Genomic DNA, 19,798 nt, shown 5'->3' on the forward strand with positions numbered 1-19,798 from the left:
AACAAGACTGCGAATACAAAGTTCGATTGGACAACTATATTTCTGTATAATGATTATTTTAAAACCGTCTCAATGAGCATTTCTCGAAAGCGATCGCCATTCACAAATATTCCACTTAGCTCGGTGCTAATTGTCCCATTTGTGGCACTAATTGTGGGTACGGTAGGACTAGTTGGCTATCTGTCTTACCAGAGTGGTCAGCAATCGATCGAGAATTTGGCTAGCCAACTATTGAGGCAAACTTCTGAACGAGTCAGCGATCGTCTCAATAGTTATTTACAAATTTCACAGCAGGTTGTCGCCACTAATGATTTGGCGGTAAAGCAGGGGACACTCAATGTTGATGACCAAGAAAAATTAAGACAACAACTTTGGCAGCAGATGCTATTAAACCCATCACTGCCCACCAATATTTTTTCAAGCGAGGATGGGAATGGTATTGGCTATGTGCGAATTAGCTCTGAAGAATTGCGGAATCTTGCTGAAAAAGCTACTGGTAAAAATATTCCCCTTGGCTCTATTTTTTTTCACAAAATAATTCCCAATCAGCGCCGATACTATTCGATCGACTCCCAAGGCAAACCTCTTCAACTATTTTTACAATTCGATGATGACTTTCGCACTGTTAGTTGGTACAGGCAAGCTAAAGATATTGGTAAACAAGCATGGACACCAGTATCTTTAGCACGAGTTCTTCCATTATTACAGACGGTCGCAGTTGCACCTGTCTCTGATGTCACTGGAAAACTATATGGCTTTTTCTCTACCAACTATTTTCTGTCTGATATCAGTCTATTTCTCATGCAGTTAAAGTTCACTCCTACTGGACAAGTATTTATCATTGAGAGATCTGGAGATCTGGTAGCGACATCACTGGCAACGGAAGCTTCGGGGCTGAGACAAACCGACAAAAAATTTTCTCGAATCCTCTCTTCAGAAAGTCAAGATAACCTGACGCGGGAAGTATCTAAACAGCTCCGTCTGCAATTTGGTGATTTTAGTAGCCTCAAGAAATCGAGACAATTAAGTTTGACTATTGCGGGATACCGCCAATTTGTGCAGATTACTCCCTATCAAGATGAATACGGCTTAGATTGGCTTATTGTGACGGCGATCTCTGAATCTGACTTTATGTCGGAAATTCAGAAGAATGTTTATCGCACGGTTCTATTATGTGGATTATCTCTAGCAGGTTCCATTGGTATTGGCATTTGGATATCTCGACGCATTTCGCGATCGCTATCTCATCTCACTCAAGCTACCAAATCTTTCTCTGAAAATCGTCTGGAACAAACAATTCCAGATACGCACATTATTGACGTGCAAATTTTGAAAGAAGCTTTGCATCAAATGATGATCGATCTTCATGATGCAGATCAAATGCGCTTAAATCATGAAAGAGATTTAGAAAAACAGGTTGCCGAAAAAACTTCTGCATTAACAGAAGCACAACGCATCTCCCATGTGGGAAGCTGGGAGTTTGATGTGGCAACTGGGAAAAGCACTTGGTCAGCCGAACAGTTTCGTATCTTGGGATTTGATCCAAATGTACCATTACCGAGTTATACAAACTTTTTCGATATCCTGCCACCGAATGACCAAGCAAATTTTCGTAAAGTTGTAGAAGCAGCGATCTCACATGGTACACCTTACACAATAGAACATGGCATTATCCGTCCTGACGGTTCAATTTGCTACATCATTAGCCGAGGCGAGGCGGTCTGCGATGAAGAAGGGAGAGTGATTAAACTGATTGGCACGATTACAGATGTTAGCGATCGCAAACAAGCTGAAATTGCTCTACGACAAAGTGAATCTCGGTTTCAGCGGATCAATAATTCCAGCATGGTTGGTATTATCATGACAACTCCAACAGGCGAGATCAGCGAGGCAAATGATACATTCCTCCAAATGATCGGTTACGACCGTGTGGATCTACAAACTGGTAATCTACGATGGGATACAATCACTCCATCTGGCTACAGCGAGGTCGATGCGGCGGCTGTAGCCCATTTGCTTGCCTACGGATGGGTACAACCCTTTGAGAAAGATTATATTCGCAAAGATGGAAATCGGGTCACAGTCTTGGTTAGTGGCGCTCTGATTGAAGGAAGTACCAATCAAGTGATCTCTATCATTGTAGATATTAGCGATCGCAAACGATTAGAAACAGAGCTAACCCACAGTCGCGATTTAAGAGAATTAATCTTTAATGAGTCTACTGATGCACTGTTCTTAGTCGATAGTGAGACTTCACTCATAGTAGACTGCAATCAGCAAGCTATAAAACTATTTGAAGTTGACGATAAAAATGATCTACTTAACATTGAAGGGCGCACTCTCCACAAGCGACAGTTTTCTAGGCAAGAACTCGCTCAAATTGACCAAGAAGTTAACCAAAATGGCTTTTGTAGCTTAGAGGTAGAATATATCACTCGCAAAGGGCGTGAATTTTGGGGAGATCTTTCTCTAAAGAGAATTACTTTTGGAGAACAACGGTTTAGTCTGGCGCGGGTAGTGGATATCACCGTGCGTAAGCAGACAGAAATCATCCTAGCCAGAGCGAAAACAATAGCAGAAGAAGCCACTAGAGCGAAAAGTGCATTTTTGGCAAATATGAGTCATGAAATTCGCACGCCGATGAATGGTGTGATGGGAATGACGCAACTTCTAGAAACTACAAACCTTAATGAAGAACAAGCCGATTTCGTGAAAACAATTAAGGATAGTAGCGAATCTCTTTTAACAATTATCAACGATATTCTTGACCTCTCTAAAATCGAATCAGGCATATTAGAAATAGAAAAATGGGATTTCAAGTTAGAAGATGTTGTCAGTGGAGTCTCTCAACTACTAAATAGTCAAGCGATCGCAAAACAAATCGATCTCCAATATGCGATCTCGCCTGAGATCCCTATAGTAATTGGAGACTACGCCCGTTTGCGCCAGATCTTACTAAATCTAGTCGGTAATGCTATTAAATTTACCCAAAGTGGTCAAGTTTCCATTTCAGTTAGTGGAAAGCCTCTAGATGAGGAAGTGGAGGAGAAAGACTTTGATGCCAATGTTTTTCTGGAAGAAGAATTAAGGGTGAGAAAGAAATATCAACTAAAATTTGCGATCGCTGATACAGGTTTTGGCATCAAAGGCGATCGCATTGACAGACTGTTCCAACCCTTTACCCAAGCTGATGCCTCCATTAGTCGAAAATATGGTGGCACTGGATTAGGACTGGCGATCAGTAAACGACTAGTCGAGCTAATGAATGGCACAATCTGGGTAGAGAGCTTTGGGCAAGTTGGTGGCAATCCTCCCGCAGACTGGAAGCCCTTGCGCGATACCCAAGGTTCAACATTTTACTTTGAGATCGTGGTCTTAACTAGTCAAACGATCTATCAACCTTTGGGAGCAACCAATAAAAAATCTGCGATCGACAGACAATTTGCCGAAAAATTCCCTTTAAAAATCCTCTTAGTGGAAGACAATAAAGTTAATCAAATGGTTGCTAACTCGATACTCAAAAAACTTGGTTATCAGATCAATGATATTGCTAACGATGGATTAGAAGCCTTGCAGGCTTTGCAAAATAATACCTACGACCTAATCCTGATGGATTTACAAATGCCAAAAATGGATGGCATAACAACCACAAAGATTATTCGCACTGAATTAATGAGCCAAGTACCCATTGTTGCCATGACTGCCGATGTGATGACCGAAGTTCGCCAAGCTTGTTTCGACGTAGGTATGAATGATTACGTCAGTAAACCGATTAATATTGCTGAAATTATGCGTGTAATTTCAGCAACCTGTTCCCTTCCCAGTGAATAATTAGTGGTGCGCGGCTTCGCCGCACACCACTAATTATTCACTTTATAACGCCCATTCTTGCGGTGTGAAGGGAGGAGTAATTAACGATATATGAAAGTAAATATTGACCAACTCATGACTATACTTACAAACCCTAACGATGTTTATACCCTTGCTCAATGGCTAGCAGGCGATCATAGTAATTGGGAACAAGCGATCGATAATCCGCCATTTTTTGCCCATATTCGCGTTGGCATTCGTGCTTTACCCAATCCCATTACCGACGATGGTGTATGGCTATTTTTAGAGCAAGCCTACGACTATGAGCTAAATCATCCCTATCGCACCGCAGTTTTACACCTGATATTTCAAAACGATCGCATTGAAATGATCAACTATCGTCTCAAAAATGCGGAAACTTTCTTTGGTGCTAGCCGCGATCGAGATCGGCTTAAAGTACTGGATATCGATGCGATCGAACAGCTACAAGGTTGTACTCAATGGGTAGATCGCACTGATCCCCTAACATTTAAAGGTGCGGTCGAGTCAGGAAAAAAATGTTGCATCAATCGTAAAGGTGTCGATACCTATCTCGCGATTGAGTTTGAAGTTACGGAAAACACCTATAGCAGCCTTGATCGTGGCTATGACCTCGTAACCGATGAGAGGGTATGGGGTTCGATCGCAGGAGCCTTCCAATTTGTGAAAAAGACAAGCTTTAGCAACGAAATTACCATAGGAGCTACTCCTTAAGAGCTACTCCTCAGGTATAATTGATGCCTGAATGATTAATATTATTCGGACTTATGATCTTGCTTTAGCAGGACATAATTTCTTGAGAATCTGATCATTTGGAGTTTTCTCATTACGCTTTGTAAATGAGTAAAGTCCAAATAATTCTTTAAAAACCTCACTTAGTAAGGATTTCTAAGAATTATTTGGCTTAACTAGAGCGCAAAGCACTGTAGTTGAGAAAGCCAAACTAGTGTGAGTATTAAAGGTGTAATTTGAAAGTCCTCGTAGTTGGCAGTGGCGGTAGAGAACACGCCCTAGCTTGGAAACTTCTGCAATCTCCCAATATCGATCGCGTCTTTTGCATCCCAGGAAACGGCGGCACAGCAACCATGCAAAACTGTCAGAACGTTTCCCTCAGCATTGATGATTTTGAAGGGATTTTACGGTTTGCTCAAGTACAAGGTGTTGGTTTTACAATTGTTGGTCCCGAACTGCCGTTAGCACTTGGCATTGTTGATTATTTTCAAGCTGCTGAAGCGTTAATCTTTGGTCCAACCCAAGAGGGTGCACAGATCGAAGCTAGCAAGTCTTGGGCAAAGGCTCTTATGCAAGAAGCCAATATTCCCACTGCTGCCAGTGCCGCTTTCACAAGTCTCGAAGCCGCACAAGCCTATGTGCAAGAACAGGGTACACCGATCGTGATTAAAGCAGATGGGCTAGCTAGCGGCAAAGGAGTCACTGTAGCCATGACTCTGGAAGAAGCCACCGAAGCAATCGATCGCATTTTTGCAGGACAGTTCGGCTCCGCAGGCGAAACCGTAATAATCGAAGAGTTTATGACTGGACAAGAAGTCTCCGTACTCGCAGTCACCGATGGTAAAACCATCCGCCCCTTAAGCCCTGCTCAAGATCATAAGCGGCTCGGCGATGGTGATACTGGTCCCAATACAGGTGGCATGGGAGCCTATGCCCCCGCCCCGATCGCAACGCCTGAGTTGATGGCAAAAGTGCAGACCCAAGTTTTAGAGCCTGCGATCGCGGCTTTGAAAGCTAGAGGCATTGACTATCGTGGTTGTCTTTATGCGGGGTTAATGATTACGCCCGAAGGTGAACCCAAGGTTGTGGAGTTTAACTGCCGATTGGGCGATCCTGAAACCCAAGCTGTGTTGCCATTGCTCGACACCAATCTGGATGATTTGCTCATGGCTTGCATCGAGGGTAACCTAGCTAATTTTCCACCGCTTAAATGGAAAAAGCATTCGTCAGTATGTGTCGTCATGGCAGCAGGTGGCTATCCAGACAAGGTAGATACTGGGCAGTTTATTACAGGTATCGGTAAAGCCGAAGATTTGGGCGCATTTGTATTTCAGTCAGGAACGAAACTCAAAAACAATGCCTTAGTAACTAATGGTGGGCGAGTGCTTGGGGTTACGGCTTTGGGCGATGACATTCGGAATGCGATCGCTAATGTATACAGCGCCATTGAGTTTGTTGCTTACGATGGCATGTATTACCGCAAGGATATTGCGAGCAAAGCCGTCACTTAAACAAAAGCCCGCGCTATGCGCGGGCTTTTGTTTTAGTCAGCCATGCTGAGATTGACTGTAATCGTTAATTTCAACGAAGAGTCAGTATTTGAGTCGTGAATTTGCTGCCAATGGTGATTAATTGGGCGATCGCCAATAGGTTCAGTCAAAACCCTCGCTAACAACTGCAAAAGTTTAGAAGCCCCATTACTAATTTCTTGGCTAAATGACTCCGTAGCAACAGGCAAATTTACAGGTGATGGAATGGCTGAAATAATCTGAGAATTAATCGTCGATGGATAATTCCCGATATTATTGGAATTAGCATTAACAGATCGGTTGCAATAGCGGCGCAAAACTACTTGCAAATTATTTTTAGTTACGCGATCGCCAAAAGCTTCTGATAGTAATTGCCATAATTTATAGCCAACATCGCGAATATAAGCAGCATCATAGCCAGCTTTTTCAGCAATCTCTGAATAGGTTTTACCCTCCCAAGTCTGACGAAAAATAGCCTCTTGAATTGTACTGAGGCTCTTATTTCCCAAAACAGAATCCACGATATTGAGTGCGTCTTCAATAGTCATCTTTTTCCTCACAGTTCACTAATTATTTGTGTTTAGATAAGCTCTCTAAAAAACTAGCGAGTCAAAATGTTTTTAACAATACATTTATTCTAATTTTTGATTCTAAATCTTGATGTGAAGTGGGAACTTTCTAATTAAATCTCCATCTAATTAGGCAAACAAACCAATAGTTTGTATTCAACACATTCGCCAATACCTTTCCCGACCGATTTCCCAATTCAATGATTAGAATTTCTTGCTCAATTCACAATTGCTCAACACCCGTCCGATAGACTCGCCGAAAAGTTTTAGAGATTAATCCAAAAATCAATACAGATAACAACGTAGAAAATAAAATATTTTGTATGTTGTTGCTGTTGACACAGCTAAGTTAGCACAGTTTATTTAAACTAGTTATCTAAGGTAATTGTATAGATGTAAACCTCAAAAACATTTATTAGCAAGGTTTTCGGGGATTGTTATATTTTTTTTAATCTAATTCTAACTTGTTTTTAACGATAAAAATTATGATATTTGATGACATCAATCAAGGCATTAACAAACAAGTTCTTGGAACAGAAAAAGTCTGATCTTTTTTTCTAGCATTTTCTGACAAAAGTAAAACTTCTATTGTCGGCACTGACTCAATAATTAGTACTGTAGCAATGCTTGAGTTAGTGCCGACAAATCAAACCCCAAAAGAGTAATGGCGGCGCGAAGCGCCGCTATTACTCTTTTGGGGTTTAATCTCTAGCTGACAATAATTTCATGATCTAGCTGAGTAACTGCCAATCCACCAAAAGTAAGTGTTAGCGTTTTGCACCACCACTTACTTTTGGTGGTTGATTTTGTCACAATTCATCATGATTCAAGGACAAACAATGCTTGTGATATAGTTTTTTGTGTCTTAACCATCACTCCACAAAACCAATGACTAAAGTCAAAATTGCTTCCACTACCGATGTCATTTCTAATAAAGTTCTGAAAACCAAAGCCAATGGACAGTCTGTAATCGTTGCTAAAGTTGGTGATAAATATTGCGCGATCGCAAATAAATGTCCTCACTTTGGACTGCCTCTAGCCAAAGGCAAATTTGAAAATGGCACAATTACTTGTCCCTTTCATGGTTCCAAGTTTGAAATTTGTACTGGCAAGAATGTTGAATGGGTAGAATCCTTTGTTGGTATTCCTTTACCAGATGTTGCCAAAAAAATGATTGCCATGGGCAAAACTTCTACTGACGTGAAAAGCTTTGCAGTCACCCAAGAAGGCTCCGATCTATTTATCGACGCATAACAAAAAACTAAAAAGCTGCCGCGCTTCGCGCGGCAGCTTTTTTGGTGATCGGGCTATTGGTATTTTTTGAAGACTAACGTAACGTTATGACCGCCAAACCCAAAGGAGTTAGAGGTCGCCACATTAATTGTCATCGGACGGGACTTGTTAGGCACATAGTCAAGATCACAGTCAGGATCAGGATTTTCTAAGTTCATCGTTGGCGGCGCAATATTATTTTTTACAGCTAAAACTGTCGCCACAGCCTCAATGCCACCCGATCCGCCAAGTAAATGACCTGTCATCGACTTAGTAGAACTAACTGCAACCTTGTACGCATGATCGCCTAAAACTTTTTTGATAGCCTTAGTCTCAGTACTATCATTTGCTGAAGTACTTGTACCATGAGCGTTGATATAATCCACCATCTCAGGGGTAATATCGCCATCCTTAAGGGCAAGAGTCATCGCTCTCACTGCTCCTTCACCATTAGGAGAAGGCGAGGTCATATGGTAAGCATCACAGGTGCAGCCATAGCCTACGATTTCAGCATAGATTTTTGCTCCACGCGCTAGAGCATGTTCAAGATTTTCAATGATCAAGATACCTGCACCCTCACCCATCACAAAGCCGTCACGATCTTTATCAAATGGGCGAGAAGCATGGGCAGGATCATCATTACGACGAGACATGGCTCTTGCTGAGGCAAATCCTGCAAATCCGAGCGGTGTAATCGCCGCCTCAGTCCCACCACAGATCATCGCTTGAGCAAAACCACTTTGGACTAAACGAAATGCATCGCCGATCGCATTAGAGCCAGCCGCACAAGCAGTAACTGTGCAGGAGTTGGGACCCTGTGCGCCCGTATGAATTGCGGTCAAGCCAGCTGCCATATTGCCGATCATCATCGGAATCATAAATGGACTGCAACGACTTGGTCCTTTGGTGCGAATAATTTCATGCTGATCTTCGAGTACTTGCAAGCCACCAATTCCAGTACCTAGCAAAACCCCTATCTGAGGTGCATTAAGCGGCGTTATTTCCAGATTAGCATCGCGTAATGCTTGGATACTGGCGCTCACACCAAATTGAGCGAAGCGATCCATACGGCGCGCTTCTTTGGCTGGGACATAGGCAAGAGGATCAAAATCTTTTACTTCGCCGCCAACTCGACATTCATGGTCGGTTGTATCGAAGCGAGTAATTTCTGTAATTCCGTTTTTGCCATCGACTAGACCTTGCCAGTATTCTTCGACCGTGTTACCGATCGGTGTGATTGCACCTAGTCCAGTGACAACGACGCGAGAGAGGGGCTGAGGGTTTTGCATTTCGTTTGGAATCAGTATGTCAAAAATTTTAAGAACAGAAAAGCTTTGTTGCTGAGCAACAAAGCTTTTATCTAAAACAATTGCTTAAGCAGCTTGTTTACTGTCAATGTAATCAACGGCGTTCTGCACTGTGGCAATTTTTTCTGCGTCTTCGTCGGGGATTTCAACGCCGAATTTTTCTTCCAATGCCATAACTAATTCGACGGTATCGAGAGAGTCAGCGCCAAGGTCGTTCGCAAAGCTAGCCTCAGGCTTAACTTCGGCTTTATCAACGCCTAATTGGGATGCAACGATGTCTTGAACTTGCTCAAAGGTACTCATTTACTTATTCTCTGCTTACAACCAATAAAACTTTTTAGCGTTTTTAATTTTATCGGATAAAGGTAGCTGTATATACACGATCGCAAATAACTATCGAAAAATTCAATTTTTAATCAAATATTTCGGCTGACTTTCACTAAACGTAAACCCAAGATCTGTACCGCCCGCTACGCGGGCGGTACAGATCTTGGGTTTACGACCCTTCGCGCCCTAATCCTAAAACATAATTTTTAATTTTTCGGATTAAAAATAGTCCAGAGACTGAATTACCAGTCGCATCAAGCGCAGGACTATAACAAGCGATCGCAGCTTGATCAGGAATAATCGAGAGTAAAGCTCCGCTAATACTAGACTTTGAGGGAACTCCTATATTCTGAGCAAATTCTGTCGATGATTCATACATGCCGCATTTGGTCATAATCTCTAATACGATGGGAATATTAGAAGATCGCTGCGTATAGACCAATAAAGTGCCAATTTTTGCGAGATCTTGCACATTACCTCGCAAACAACAAATTTCTTCATAAACCGCAAGAGCTTTCCTAGGATTAGAAATTAGGCCTAGATTTTTAAGTTGATCGGCGATCGCTAAATTACGACGATTAGCAACCGATCTCACTGAAGCTAAAATTTCCAGATCGAGCGTCAAATTTGTGCCCGATCGCTGATTGAGCCAATTTTGTAATGTTCCACAAGATTCTAAGAGTGACGACAGGGCGATCGCGCCGCTGTTAATCATCGAATTTTTGGGTTTGCCTTTGGGAATAGCGTTAAATGGTTCCGATGTTGCTTGGCGATTGACCAATTGAAAAACCTGCTCAGCACCTTTTGTCTCTAGTAAATAAAGCAGCAAGAATGGCTTGATTACACTCATTAGCGGAAAAGTTAAGGCGGTATCACCTGCCATCAGATGATCGCCGTTAACTTTTTGGATGGCGATCGCGATCGCCTGTGGATCGGCTTGAGCTAGCAAGGGAATATAGTTTGGGAGGTTGCCCTTAGCTACTTCTTGACGCGCTGCGTTAAGCCATTGTTGAAGATCATTTTTAATCATAAAATCTCACAAACAGTTGTCAAAATAGCGCAAAGTGCTTTTTTGACAACTGTTTATTACGTTGCATCATCGCTTCTAAATCTACATCGCTTACACAGCGTCGCTCAGAACAATAGGTCATCAAATAAACACCATTATTCATGCGTACCGTACTTGCCCGCACTCGAAAATCATCAGTAATAAACCAACAACGTTCTTGCCCCTGATTATTGTCATATTCAGTATCAATAGTCAAAATGCCATCGTCACCAAACCAATAGCGGCTAACTACAGGGATTCTTTCGACATAGCCTTGATTTCGCAGTAATTTGCCCGATCGCCCTGTCGCATCATCTGGCACATCTACTAAAATTGCTGCGAGGTCAGGGTTTGGCTATGCACCACCCTCTTCATGAGCTTGCCAAATAAAGCTAGCTCCACAAGAGACGAGATCCAAATCAACGTCCTGCGACGCACTGATTTTTTGGACTCGATCATCCTCTTTTGCGACAACCTTGACATGGATCTTCGACTCCCCAGATTCGTCAGCGACGCTATCAAAATGATGTACGGTGCGGTGAATAAGCCAAACTCCTTCACTTTTTTGGAAGAAGTCCATCATCGTCATCGGCGGTACAAGCACTGGGGCAACTCCTTAAAAATAAAATCCAAGAATTTTTACAAGGCGTTGCAAAGCAACGCCTTGTAAAAATTATTCGTTATTGCTTACTTTAAAGAAAGTTAGCGTAAATTGCGATCGCAAAATCCAGATTTTTGCTTAAAACTGTGAAGAAGCTTACAAAGTCAGAGCCTATTAACTTTATGATCGCTTTTTCAGGGTTTTAATAAAAATTTTAATAATCTCAAAAGCTATGTCCAAACTTGCTCAAGAAGTTTTAGCAGCCATCAAATCAGGGCTTTCTTTAAATAAGAAAGATTTGTATCAGATCAATCTCAGTGGCTGTGACCTCCAAAAAGCCGACCTGCAAGAAGCAACTCTGATCCGCGCCAATCTATGTTTGGCAAATTTAAGCGAAGCTAATCTTAGTGGATCGGATCTCCGAAGCTCCGATCTTCGTAAAGCCATACTCAAAAGAACCAATCTCCAGGGAGCTTATCTGTATCGTGTGGATCTCAGTGGCGCAGATCTCAGTAAAGCAAATCTGACCGAGGTAAAGCTGCAAGGAGCAAGATATGACAGCGAAACTATTTTTCCTGAGAACTTCGCTTATAAATCCTCAGGTGCGATCGGGCCAAGCGCAAGTTTAAATGGTGCACCACTTAATACAGGTAATCTTAAAGATGCGGATTTGCAAAATGCAAATTTGATGGGTGCTTATCTTGGTGGCGCCGATCTGACTGGGGCAAATTTAGCTGGGGCTCGATTGGTTCAAGCTGATTTACGAAAGGCTATTTTGACAGGTGCTTATTTGCAAAAAACCCGATTGAATGGAGCAAATTTAGCGGGAGTTGATCTTCGTGCTGCCGATCTAACTGATGCCGATTTTGAGAGGTTTGAAAGTATTGCGGGGGCAGATTTCACCAATGTTCAGGGACTAACAGATGAGATGCGATCGCGGCTTCTCAGTCATCCTCAACAAGAATTAGAAACTCTCAATCAATTTACACTTAAGACTACATTAGCTAGCTTAAGCAAATAAAAAGTTGAGAGGTCGAATCGACCTCTCAACTTTTTATTTGCTTTCAAATATCAGCCAAATATTCCTTTGACATCCAAGGCTAACAAGTTTAACCTTATAAGTTAGGTGAAGTATTAAGAGGATAATCTTTTAGATGTTTAAGGTAAAAAGTTCTTCCGTCAGTGTCGTATGTCTGTCTTTTTTAACTTTGTCCCTGTCATCGAATCTGGCTCATGCAGAAACAACGACATCTTCAGTAAGTGTTGATCCTTATAAGGCTATACAACTAGCTCCTTTAAGTCCACAAGCACAAAATGTCACATCTGTCTCACAACTAAGTGACGTGAAACCAACCGACTGGGCTTTCACCGCTTTGCAATCTTTGGTTGAACGCTACGGCTGTATTGCAGGATATCCAGATAGTACCTATCGGGGCAAGCAAGCCACTAGCCGCTATGAATTTGCAGCAGGTTTGAATGCTTGCCTCGACAAAATCAATGAAATCATCTCCGCAGGATTAGCTGACAAAGTTAGTAAAGAAGATTTAGCAACCCTACAAAAGCTTCAAGAAGAATTTGCGGCTGAGCTTGCCACCTTGCGTGGTCGTGTTGATGCCCTTGATGCCAAAACTGCAAAACTAGAAGCACAGCAATTTTCAACTACAACAAAACTCACTGGAGAAGTGATCTTCTCAGCTACAGCAGGTAGTGGCGGTCCTACCAACGCCAGATCAAACGTTACTTTAGGCAATCGTACTCGCCTTGTACTCAATACAAGTTTCACAGGCAAAGATTTACTGAGAACCCGCTTAGAGGCGGGTAACAACTTTGGCAGTACAAGTGATACATCTAGCCTCGCAGCTTTACTTGGTACAAATACCGTAAGAATTGGACCAGGATCAGGTAATTCTTCAAGTGCAAATACCTTTAACTTGACACTTCTTGATTATAAATTTCCTATTTTTGATAACAAGGTAACTCTTTACGTTGCCCCTGTCAGCTTCCCTGATGAATTCTTTGCTGTCCTTTCGCCAGTAGCAAGCAATGGTCAAGGATCGATTTCTCGCTTTGGTCGTTTTGATCCCCTGATGCGGATTGCTGGCACATCTTCTCTATTTGCCTTTGACTGGAAGGTTTCCGATCAGTTCAAAATCCAAGCAGGTTATGGTTCATCCAACCCAGCTTCTGCTTCACCTGGCGGACAGGGTGGATTATTTGGCGGCTCAACTATTGCGCTAGTTCAGCTTCTATTCAAACCTGCCGAGAATCTAGATGCTTCCGTCACTTACACAAATACTTACCATCAGAGCAACTCTTTAGGTACGGGCTTAGTTAGCACTGAGTCGATTAGTGCCGCTGGAGTGACTTCTCTAAGAGCTAATTCAATTGCTGGTAACTTGGCTTGGAAAGTTACTCCGAAAATTACTTTTCACACTTGGGGGACTGTAATTTTTGCGGATTCAGTCAATAACTCAGCATCCACAACCTTTACCACTTGGATTACAGGCTTAACCTTCAACGATTTATTTAGTGAAGGTAGTATGGGAAGTGTTCTATTTGGACAACCAATTAATCGTTCATCAGCCAGCGGTTTAGCCACCTTGGGAACAGTTAACTCAACGCCCTATCATTTAGAACTGTTCTATCGCTATCGTCTCAGCAAGAATATCAGCATCACCCCTGGTGTTTTCTGGGTGTTTAACCCTGAAGGCGTGAGTTCTAATTCGACGGCAACAGTCGGTGTCATCCGTACAACGTTTTCGTTCTAATAAATTTAAAGGCACGCTAGGCGTGCCTTTAATATAGCAATCCCAATAATTTATTAGTGTGCTCCCCTTTAGGGAAGCACACTAATAAATTATTTAATCTCACAAATAAATAAGGATTACTATATTTATTGTGATAATTTGATTAAAACTTTGATGGAGTAATCAGCTATGACCACGATCGCAAACCAAGACCAAAATCTGGCTACGGTGATGAAAAATGATGGTGTTGCCAAAGCGAATACCCATGACAGCATTAACCGCATTTTTAATCGTCTAGAAGACATTAAAAAAGAGATGGGAGAACCATCTTGGTCAGTGCGTCTCATTTATACCGACATGATGAGCGCGGTGATGATCTGTCAAAAGCCTGGTGAAAGTAATCGTACTCACTATCATGCCAACGAAGATGAGTGGTGGGTGGTAATGGAAGGTGAACTGGAGTGGGATGTGGATGGGCATGGAGCTTACCGCGCCACTAAGGATGACATCATTTTTGTACCCCGCAAGGTAATCCATAATATTCGTGCTGTTGGTGATAAACCCTCAATCCGCTTGGCAATTGGTAAACCTGATGTAAATCATATTTTTGTGGAAGACCACGTTTTTGTTGCCACCTAGAAGAAATGAAGTGTCGAGCAGAGCGCGACACTTCATTTCTCAAAATTAAATTAGTTGATCAAGTTTATGACCAAACCCCATGAATTCCCCCATGACTTTAAGGGGAAAGTCGCAATTGTTACTGGGGCAAGTAGCGGCATCGGTCAGGCAGTGGCTGAGGCGATCGCGCTTTACGGAGCCAATACTGTGTTCATTTCACGTAGTGGCGCTGAGGCGATGGCTTCAGAACTAAATGCAACAGGTAAATCAGCATTGTCACTACCCTGTGATGTTTCTGATGAAGCTCAAGTCAAAGCTGCGATCGCCAAAGTTTTCCAAACATATGGACAGATTGACATTCTGATCAATAATGCTGCAATTAACCAAATTGCCAAAATCGAGGATATTTCCCTTGAGGATTGGAACAAAGTCATGTCAACAAATCTCACCAGTCAGTTTCTCTGTTGTAAACATGTAGTCCCGATCATGAAACAACAACGAAGTGGGAAAATCGTTAATGTCTCCTCGATCGCAGGACATTTTCGGAGTAAATTGTCAGGCATTCATTACGTTGCCTCCAAGGCAGGTTCGATCGGCTTTACGAGGCAACTTGCATACGAGCTAGCCCAATTTCAAATTAATGTCAATGCTATTTGTCCCAGCCAAACCTATACGCCAATGCTAGCAGCAACTTTACCGCCAGAAGCAGAACAAAAGTTAATCGATTCAATTCCTTTAGGTAGAATTGCCTCAATGGAAGAACAAGTGAATGTAATTCTATTTCTAGCTTCGCAACTATCTAGCTATATGACAGGTGCGATCGTTGATGTAAATGGGGGACAGGTATAAACCCAAAACTGGTGGGGCGGCAAAGCCGCCCCACTAATTCTCTAGAATGGCACTTTATTTATTTCCTATGGTTGAAATTTTATGTTCACTTTAGAAAACCCACTCGTCATGCTTTACGTGAGGCTAATTGGATGGACTCTCTTGGGATATGTGCTAGGAAGGCTCCTGCCCAAGATCTTCACTACTTATCTAGGTAAAGCTCTGCTGTTTGTGGGAGTTCCCATCAGCATTGTTTCTTTCCTGCGTCAAGCCGATCTGTCAGGATGGATTGTGATCGCTCCAGCAACTGCATGGATTGCCATTTTAGTGGGCGGAGGATTAGCTTGGATTTGGATCGATCTAGGCTTGAGTGATGAAAGATTTGGAAAGTTATCGAAAGGGATTACTGCTAGAGAAAAAAATCTTGAGACCAATCCAAGCATGAATGAAACCATAGAGCATGAAAGTTCTTGGTCAGGAGCTACTCAGGGTAGCTTTTTACTCGCGATGACTTTAGGCAATACTGCTTTTATGGGATATCCCGTCAGTCTTGCCCTGGTGGGTCCACAATATTTTGCTTGGTCGCTATTTTACGATCTGATTGGCTCAACGATCGCCGCCTATTCCGTAGGGATCGCTCTCGCTAGTCGTTTTGGTAGTGTCACGGGCAGTCAGAAAAAGCCAAATCCATTTGTGTCAATGGCTAAAACACCTGCTTTATGGAGCTTACCGATTGGAGTAGGAATGCGATTTGTGCCTCTGCCTACGGTGATTTCGGCTGGGATGAGTACGATCGCATGGACAACTGTAACTTTATCATTGGTAATGATTGGGATGCAGTTAAGTCAATTAAAAACCCTGCGTAATGTCAAAAAAGCTCTGACTTGTCTATCGATCAAGATGCTCCTTACTCCACTTGTCGTTGGTACGGGGCTTATGTTCTTTGGCGTGACTGGAGAACCTCGGATGGCAATGGTTTTACAAATGGCAATGCCGCCTGCTTTTTCGACTCTTGTAATTGCTCAAGCTTACAATCTGGATCGCGATTTAACAGTTACGACCTTAGCTTTTGGTGTAGTTCTTTTACTGTTCACGATACCAATTTGGTTATGGCTATTTTCTTAGAAGGCTTAAACCGAACAATATTCATTTTATCTAATCTTTGTATGAAAAATAGTCGAATATATCAGCCATAATTATGTAGACTTACTAAGAAATTTTTGTCAGAATTGATAAAGTCAACCTAAGGAAGCAATGAAAATATGCCCAAACTACTAATCAGTACTTCGTCTTTTGATGTAAAAAGCAATCAGGTATTACAGAGGCTCCAAGCGCAAGGCTTTGAAATTGTTCTAAATCCCTATGGTAGAAAGCTCAAAGAGCCAGAGGTTTTAGAGCTTCTAAGTAGTGATGTGGTTGGGATGATTGCTGGAGTTGAGCCTCTAACTCGAAATGTTTTAATCGAAACTAAGTCTCTAAAGGTAATTTCGCGATGTGGAATTGGAACCGATAGTGTTGATTTGGTAGCGGCTGAAGAATTGGGGATTCCAGTGCATATTACCCCTACCGCCCCTGTAATTGCTGTTGCCGAGTTGACAGTGAGCCTAATCCTTTCTTTGTTGAGGCGCACCTCAGAAGCCGATCGCATTTTGCGAGAAGGAAAGTGGAATCCTTTGATGGGTAGATTACTTGCCTCACAAGTAGTGGGATTGTTGGGATATGGAAGAGTTGGCAATCGGGTAGGACAGATTTTGAAAGCTTTTGGGGCAAAAAGAGTCGCCCATGACATTTTTCGTGATGATTCGCTATTCGCGGATACAGTTTGCATCTCATCTTTAGATGAATTTATCGCACGTTCAAATGTAATCACGCTCCATATTCCCTACAACAAAGACAATCATCATTTAGTTGATCGGGACTTTATCAATAAGATGCAAGCAGGTAGTATCTTAATCAATACTTCTAGAGGCGGGCTGGTTGATGAACAAGCTTTGTATGAGGCCCTGGTCTCTGGGCATTTGGCAGGTGCAGCCCTTGATGTGTTTGAAGAGGAGCCATATTCTGGTCAACTCTGCGCCTTGCCTCAAGTTATTTTGACTCCACATATGGGTTCCTACGCTAAGGAAGCTAGAATCCAGATGGAGCAGGAAGCTGCTCAAAATCTATTTGATAGCCTTGTAAATTTAGGCTTAGCCGAGTGAGCAAAATCACCATGACCGAAATCATTACTAAAGACATCCCTAAAAAATATGATGCGATCGTGTTTGATTTTGACGGAGTCCTAGTTGAGTCAGTGGATGTCAAAACTCAAGCTTTTGGGGCTTTGTATGCCGAATATGGCGATCGCATTGTGGAGCAGGTAAAAGCATATCATCTGCTCCATGGAGGGGTATCACGCTTTGACAAGTTTCGTTACTACCATGAAGTTTTGCTTAGCAAAGACTTGAGCAAAGAAGAAGAGGAGAGACTAGGCGATCGCTTTTCGCAATATGTTGAAGATGCAGTGGTAGATGCAGTTTATGTGTCAGGAGCCTATGAGCTATTAGAAAAAAATTATCAGTCCACGCCACTATTTGTGGCTTCAGGAACTCCCGATCAGGAGTTAAAACGCATTGTCTCACGGCGAAATATGGCACATTATTTTGTGTCTGTGCATGGTTCCCCTGCCAAAAAAGGGGATATTATCCAAGATATTTTGTCGAAATATGGGTTCCTGCCCGATCGCGTATTAATGGTTGGCGATGCGATCGCTGATTATGAAGGTGCGATCGCTGCGGGTGTAAAATTTGTAGGCAGGGTGATGCAATATCCTGAAACTTATCCTTTCCCAGCAGGAACAATAGTTCTGCCAGACTTAGTTGAACTTGTGATATAGGAGACAAGATGTGCGACGCTTGGCGATGTATACCTTGTCTCCTAAAGTTTCCAGTTTTGCCTTATTTCTTAATCTTAAAAATCTATGCGTCGTCGTCAGTTTAATCAGTTATCTCTATCTTTAGCAGGTTTGGGTTTGGCAGCCTGTAGTGATGCCACTGTCTTAAATTATCGGGCTCCCGAAAAAAATTCCAAGTTCCGAGTTTGGTGGATTCAAAGCTTCTATCCTGCGGAAACAGAGGCACTTTCGCAAATTGTTGCCGAGTGGGAAAAAAAGAATAATACTAAGGTGGAAATCACCTTCTATAATGATGGATCGATGAATCGTGATGCTGAAAATGCTCTTAATAACGGCAATCCTCCCGATATCTTATTTAGTAATACCGCTGAGTTTGCCCTCTATCCGAAATTAGCTTGGCAAAATAAATTAGTAGATGTTTCTGATGTTGTAGAACCTGTTAAAAATTTATTTAGCCCGATCGCCCTCAAAGCTGTCGCCTATAAAAACGGGCAAAATTCTAATCCTGCTTACTATGCCGTACCGATCGCCCAACTAGCTGCTGGGTTACATTATTGGCGGGATATGCTTGTAGATGTTGGACTGAGTGACACCAATATTCCTAAGGATTGGAATGGATTTTGGGCATTCTGGGAAACGGCTCAAGACCGCTCTACGAATAGAGGCAAAAAAGACATCTATGGGATCGGCTTGCCAATGTCTACCGAAGCTACAGATGTGATCTTCATGTTTGAGCAATTCCTCACAGCTTATGGAGTGCGGCTACTAGATGAGAATGGGCAACTAAAAGTTGAGAATCCCCAAAATCGTCAAGGTATTATCGCCGCATTGACAAAATATGCTGGCTTCTATCAAAGTAAACATGTTCCTCCTAATGCTTTGCAATGGACAGATGCTGACAACAATCAGGTGTTTCTCAGCCGCAATTCATTCATGACCGCAAACCCAGGATTGTCTATTCCAGCATCCCAGCAGTTCGATCAAGATGTCTACAATAAAAAATTAGTGACCACAGAATGGCCGCTTGCTCCAGATGGCAAGAATCTTAGTCATTTAGTAGCGGTAAAACAGGCGATTATATTTGCTACCCCTAACGTTAAAGAAACTAAGGATGATGTTGCTAAGGAACAAGCAAGGCAAGTTCTTGCTAAAAGTTTGTTGTCCCACATTATCCGACCCGATAATTTGCTCACCTATTTGAAAGGAGCAGGAGGAAGGTATTTCCCGACTATGCCAAAATTATTAGAAGATCCTTATTATAAGGATTCCAAAGACCCACATATTTTGGCAGCAACTAAGCAATTTCAGAATACGAGTTCTTTTTATACAGCCCAGAATCCTGCTTATTCAGAAGTGGGTGCTAATAAAATATGGGGACAAGCGATCAAGTCAGTAGCTTCAGGCAAAAATTCACCTGAACAAGCAGCCGATGCTGCGATCGCCCAAATCAAGGCTATTTTCACTCAGTGGAAATAGTA

Annotated in this window: 16 protein-coding genes and 1 pseudogene; 12 read left to right on the forward strand and 5 right to left on the reverse strand. The window is 42.3% G+C overall.

Translation table 11 applies throughout. The annotated features are described in order from the left end of the window. Window positions 1-72: 72 nt before the first annotated feature. The 3 genes from APA_RS20325 to purD all read left to right on the forward strand — a co-directional run bounded on the left by APA_RS20325 (window position 73) and on the right by purD (window position 6,092). A complete protein-coding gene (locus tag APA_RS20325; RefSeq protein ID WP_201324052.1) occupies window positions 73-3,831 on the forward strand; it encodes a PAS domain S-box protein in 3,759 nt (1,252 codons plus the stop codon). Between the two features lie 114 nt (window positions 3,832-3,945). Beyond that, window positions 3,946-4,563, forward strand: coding sequence for a chromophore lyase CpcT/CpeT (locus tag APA_RS20330; RefSeq protein WP_201324053.1), 618 nt, complete (start codon window positions 3,946-3,948; stop codon window positions 4,561-4,563). A gap of 254 nt (window positions 4,564-4,817) precedes the next feature. Further along, window positions 4,818-6,092 (forward strand): phosphoribosylamine--glycine ligase, encoded by a 1,275-nt coding sequence (gene purD / locus APA_RS20335; protein WP_201324054.1) that lies wholly within the window; start codon window positions 4,818-4,820, stop codon window positions 6,090-6,092. 32 nt (window positions 6,093-6,124) lie between these two features. On the opposite strand, the gene APA_RS20340 is transcribed toward purD, so the two are convergent. Further along, entirely contained in the window at window positions 6,125-6,658 is a 534-nt protein-coding gene (locus tag APA_RS20340; RefSeq protein ID WP_201324055.1) for a hypothetical protein, read from the reverse strand. A 909-nt stretch (window positions 6,659-7,567) separates the two neighbouring features. Here APA_RS20340 and APA_RS20345 point away from each other — a divergent pair. Then, window positions 7,568-7,933, forward strand: coding sequence for a Rieske 2Fe-2S domain-containing protein (locus APA_RS20345; RefSeq protein WP_201324056.1), 366 nt, complete (start codon window positions 7,568-7,570; stop codon window positions 7,931-7,933). A 53-nt stretch (window positions 7,934-7,986) separates the two neighbouring features. Here APA_RS20345 and fabF read toward each other — a convergent pair whose 3' ends face one another. From fabF to APA_RS20365, 4 genes and pseudogenes are all read right to left on the reverse strand, one after another. Then, on the reverse strand, window positions 7,987-9,240 hold the full coding sequence (gene fabF, locus APA_RS20350; RefSeq protein ID WP_201324057.1) for a beta-ketoacyl-ACP synthase II: 1,254 nt from the start codon (window positions 9,238-9,240) through the stop codon (window positions 7,987-7,989). An 84-nt stretch (window positions 9,241-9,324) separates the two neighbouring features. After that, window positions 9,325-9,561, reverse strand: coding sequence for an acyl carrier protein (acpP, locus tag APA_RS20355; protein WP_103668621.1), 237 nt, complete (start codon window positions 9,559-9,561; stop codon window positions 9,325-9,327). Between the two features lie 193 nt (window positions 9,562-9,754). After that, a complete protein-coding gene (locus APA_RS20360; protein WP_201324058.1) occupies window positions 9,755-10,615 on the reverse strand; it encodes a glutaminase in 861 nt (286 codons plus the stop codon). Window positions 10,616-10,634: 19 nt separating this feature from the next. After that, a pseudogene (locus APA_RS20365) lies at window positions 10,635-11,216 on the reverse strand (phycobiliprotein lyase). A gap of 250 nt (window positions 11,217-11,466) precedes the next feature. Between APA_RS20365 and APA_RS20370 the strand changes: the two are divergent. The 8 genes from APA_RS20370 (at window position 11,467) to APA_RS20405 (ending at window position 19,796) form a co-directional block, all read left to right on the forward strand. Next, window positions 11,467-12,255 (forward strand): pentapeptide repeat-containing protein, encoded by a 789-nt coding sequence (locus APA_RS20370; protein WP_201324059.1) that lies wholly within the window; start codon window positions 11,467-11,469, stop codon window positions 12,253-12,255. Window positions 12,256-12,388: 133 nt separating this feature from the next. Continuing rightward, window positions 12,389-14,002 (forward strand): iron uptake porin, encoded by a 1,614-nt coding sequence (locus tag APA_RS20375; protein WP_201324060.1) that lies wholly within the window; start codon window positions 12,389-12,391, stop codon window positions 14,000-14,002. A 168-nt stretch (window positions 14,003-14,170) separates the two neighbouring features. After that, window positions 14,171-14,620, forward strand: coding sequence for a cupin domain-containing protein (locus APA_RS20380; RefSeq protein WP_201324061.1), 450 nt, complete (start codon window positions 14,171-14,173; stop codon window positions 14,618-14,620). 66 nt (window positions 14,621-14,686) lie between these two features. Next, window positions 14,687-15,448, forward strand: coding sequence for an SDR family NAD(P)-dependent oxidoreductase (locus APA_RS20385; RefSeq protein ID WP_201324062.1), 762 nt, complete (start codon window positions 14,687-14,689; stop codon window positions 15,446-15,448). Window positions 15,449-15,529: 81 nt separating this feature from the next. Continuing rightward, window positions 15,530-16,552 (forward strand): AEC family transporter, encoded by a 1,023-nt coding sequence (locus APA_RS20390; protein WP_201324063.1) that lies wholly within the window; start codon window positions 15,530-15,532, stop codon window positions 16,550-16,552. A 137-nt stretch (window positions 16,553-16,689) separates the two neighbouring features. Continuing rightward, window positions 16,690-17,628: a phosphoglycerate dehydrogenase gene (locus APA_RS20395; RefSeq protein ID WP_201324064.1), complete on the forward strand. Its 939-nt coding sequence runs from the start codon at window positions 16,690-16,692 to the stop codon at window positions 17,626-17,628. 11 nt (window positions 17,629-17,639) lie between these two features. Continuing rightward, window positions 17,640-18,302, forward strand: coding sequence for an HAD family hydrolase (locus APA_RS20400; protein WP_201324065.1), 663 nt, complete (start codon window positions 17,640-17,642; stop codon window positions 18,300-18,302). Between the two features lie 84 nt (window positions 18,303-18,386). Beyond that, the gene (locus APA_RS20405; RefSeq protein ID WP_201324066.1) at window positions 18,387-19,796 is read left to right on the forward strand and encodes an ABC transporter substrate-binding protein; all 1,410 of its coding nucleotides are present in this window, start codon (window positions 18,387-18,389) and stop codon (window positions 19,794-19,796) included. The last annotated feature ends 2 nt before the right edge of the window (window positions 19,797-19,798 follow it).

This window comes from Pseudanabaena sp. lw0831 (assembly GCF_016584665.1).
GTDB lineage: Bacteria > Cyanobacteriota > Cyanobacteriia > Pseudanabaenales > Pseudanabaenaceae > Pseudanabaena.

Excerpts from the sequence above, each read along its gene's own strand:
- APA_RS20380 (WP_201324061.1), top strand. The coding sequence starts at position 14,171 with ATGACCACGATCGCAAACCAAGACCAAAATCTGGCTACGGTGATGAAA.
- APA_RS20385 (WP_201324062.1), top strand. The coding sequence starts at position 14,687 with ATGACCAAACCCCATGAATTCCCCCATGACTTTAAGGGGAAAGTCGCA.
- APA_RS20340 (WP_201324055.1), bottom strand. The coding sequence starts at position 6,658 with ATGACTATTGAAGACGCACTCAATATCGTGGATTCTGTTTTGGGAAAT.
- APA_RS20405 (WP_201324066.1), top strand. The coding sequence starts at position 18,387 with ATGCGTCGTCGTCAGTTTAATCAGTTATCTCTATCTTTAGCAGGTTTG.
- APA_RS20395 (WP_201324064.1), top strand. The coding sequence starts at position 16,690 with ATGCCCAAACTACTAATCAGTACTTCGTCTTTTGATGTAAAAAGCAAT.
- APA_RS20325 (WP_201324052.1), top strand. The coding sequence starts at position 73 with ATGAGCATTTCTCGAAAGCGATCGCCATTCACAAATATTCCACTTAGC.
- fabF (WP_201324057.1), bottom strand. The coding sequence starts at position 9,240 with ATGCAAAACCCTCAGCCCCTCTCTCGCGTCGTTGTCACTGGACTAGGT.
- APA_RS20345 (WP_201324056.1), top strand. The coding sequence starts at position 7,568 with ATGACTAAAGTCAAAATTGCTTCCACTACCGATGTCATTTCTAATAAA.
- APA_RS20390 (WP_201324063.1), top strand. The coding sequence starts at position 15,530 with ATGTTCACTTTAGAAAACCCACTCGTCATGCTTTACGTGAGGCTAATT.
- APA_RS20330 (WP_201324053.1), top strand. The coding sequence starts at position 3,946 with ATGACTATACTTACAAACCCTAACGATGTTTATACCCTTGCTCAATGG.
- acpP (WP_103668621.1), bottom strand. The coding sequence starts at position 9,561 with ATGAGTACCTTTGAGCAAGTTCAAGACATCGTTGCATCCCAATTAGGC.
- APA_RS20400 (WP_201324065.1), top strand. The coding sequence starts at position 17,640 with ATGACCGAAATCATTACTAAAGACATCCCTAAAAAATATGATGCGATC.
- APA_RS20370 (WP_201324059.1), top strand. The coding sequence starts at position 11,467 with ATGTCCAAACTTGCTCAAGAAGTTTTAGCAGCCATCAAATCAGGGCTT.
- APA_RS20360 (WP_201324058.1), bottom strand. The coding sequence starts at position 10,615 with ATGATTAAAAATGATCTTCAACAATGGCTTAACGCAGCGCGTCAAGAA.
- APA_RS20375 (WP_201324060.1), top strand. The coding sequence starts at position 12,389 with ATGTTTAAGGTAAAAAGTTCTTCCGTCAGTGTCGTATGTCTGTCTTTT.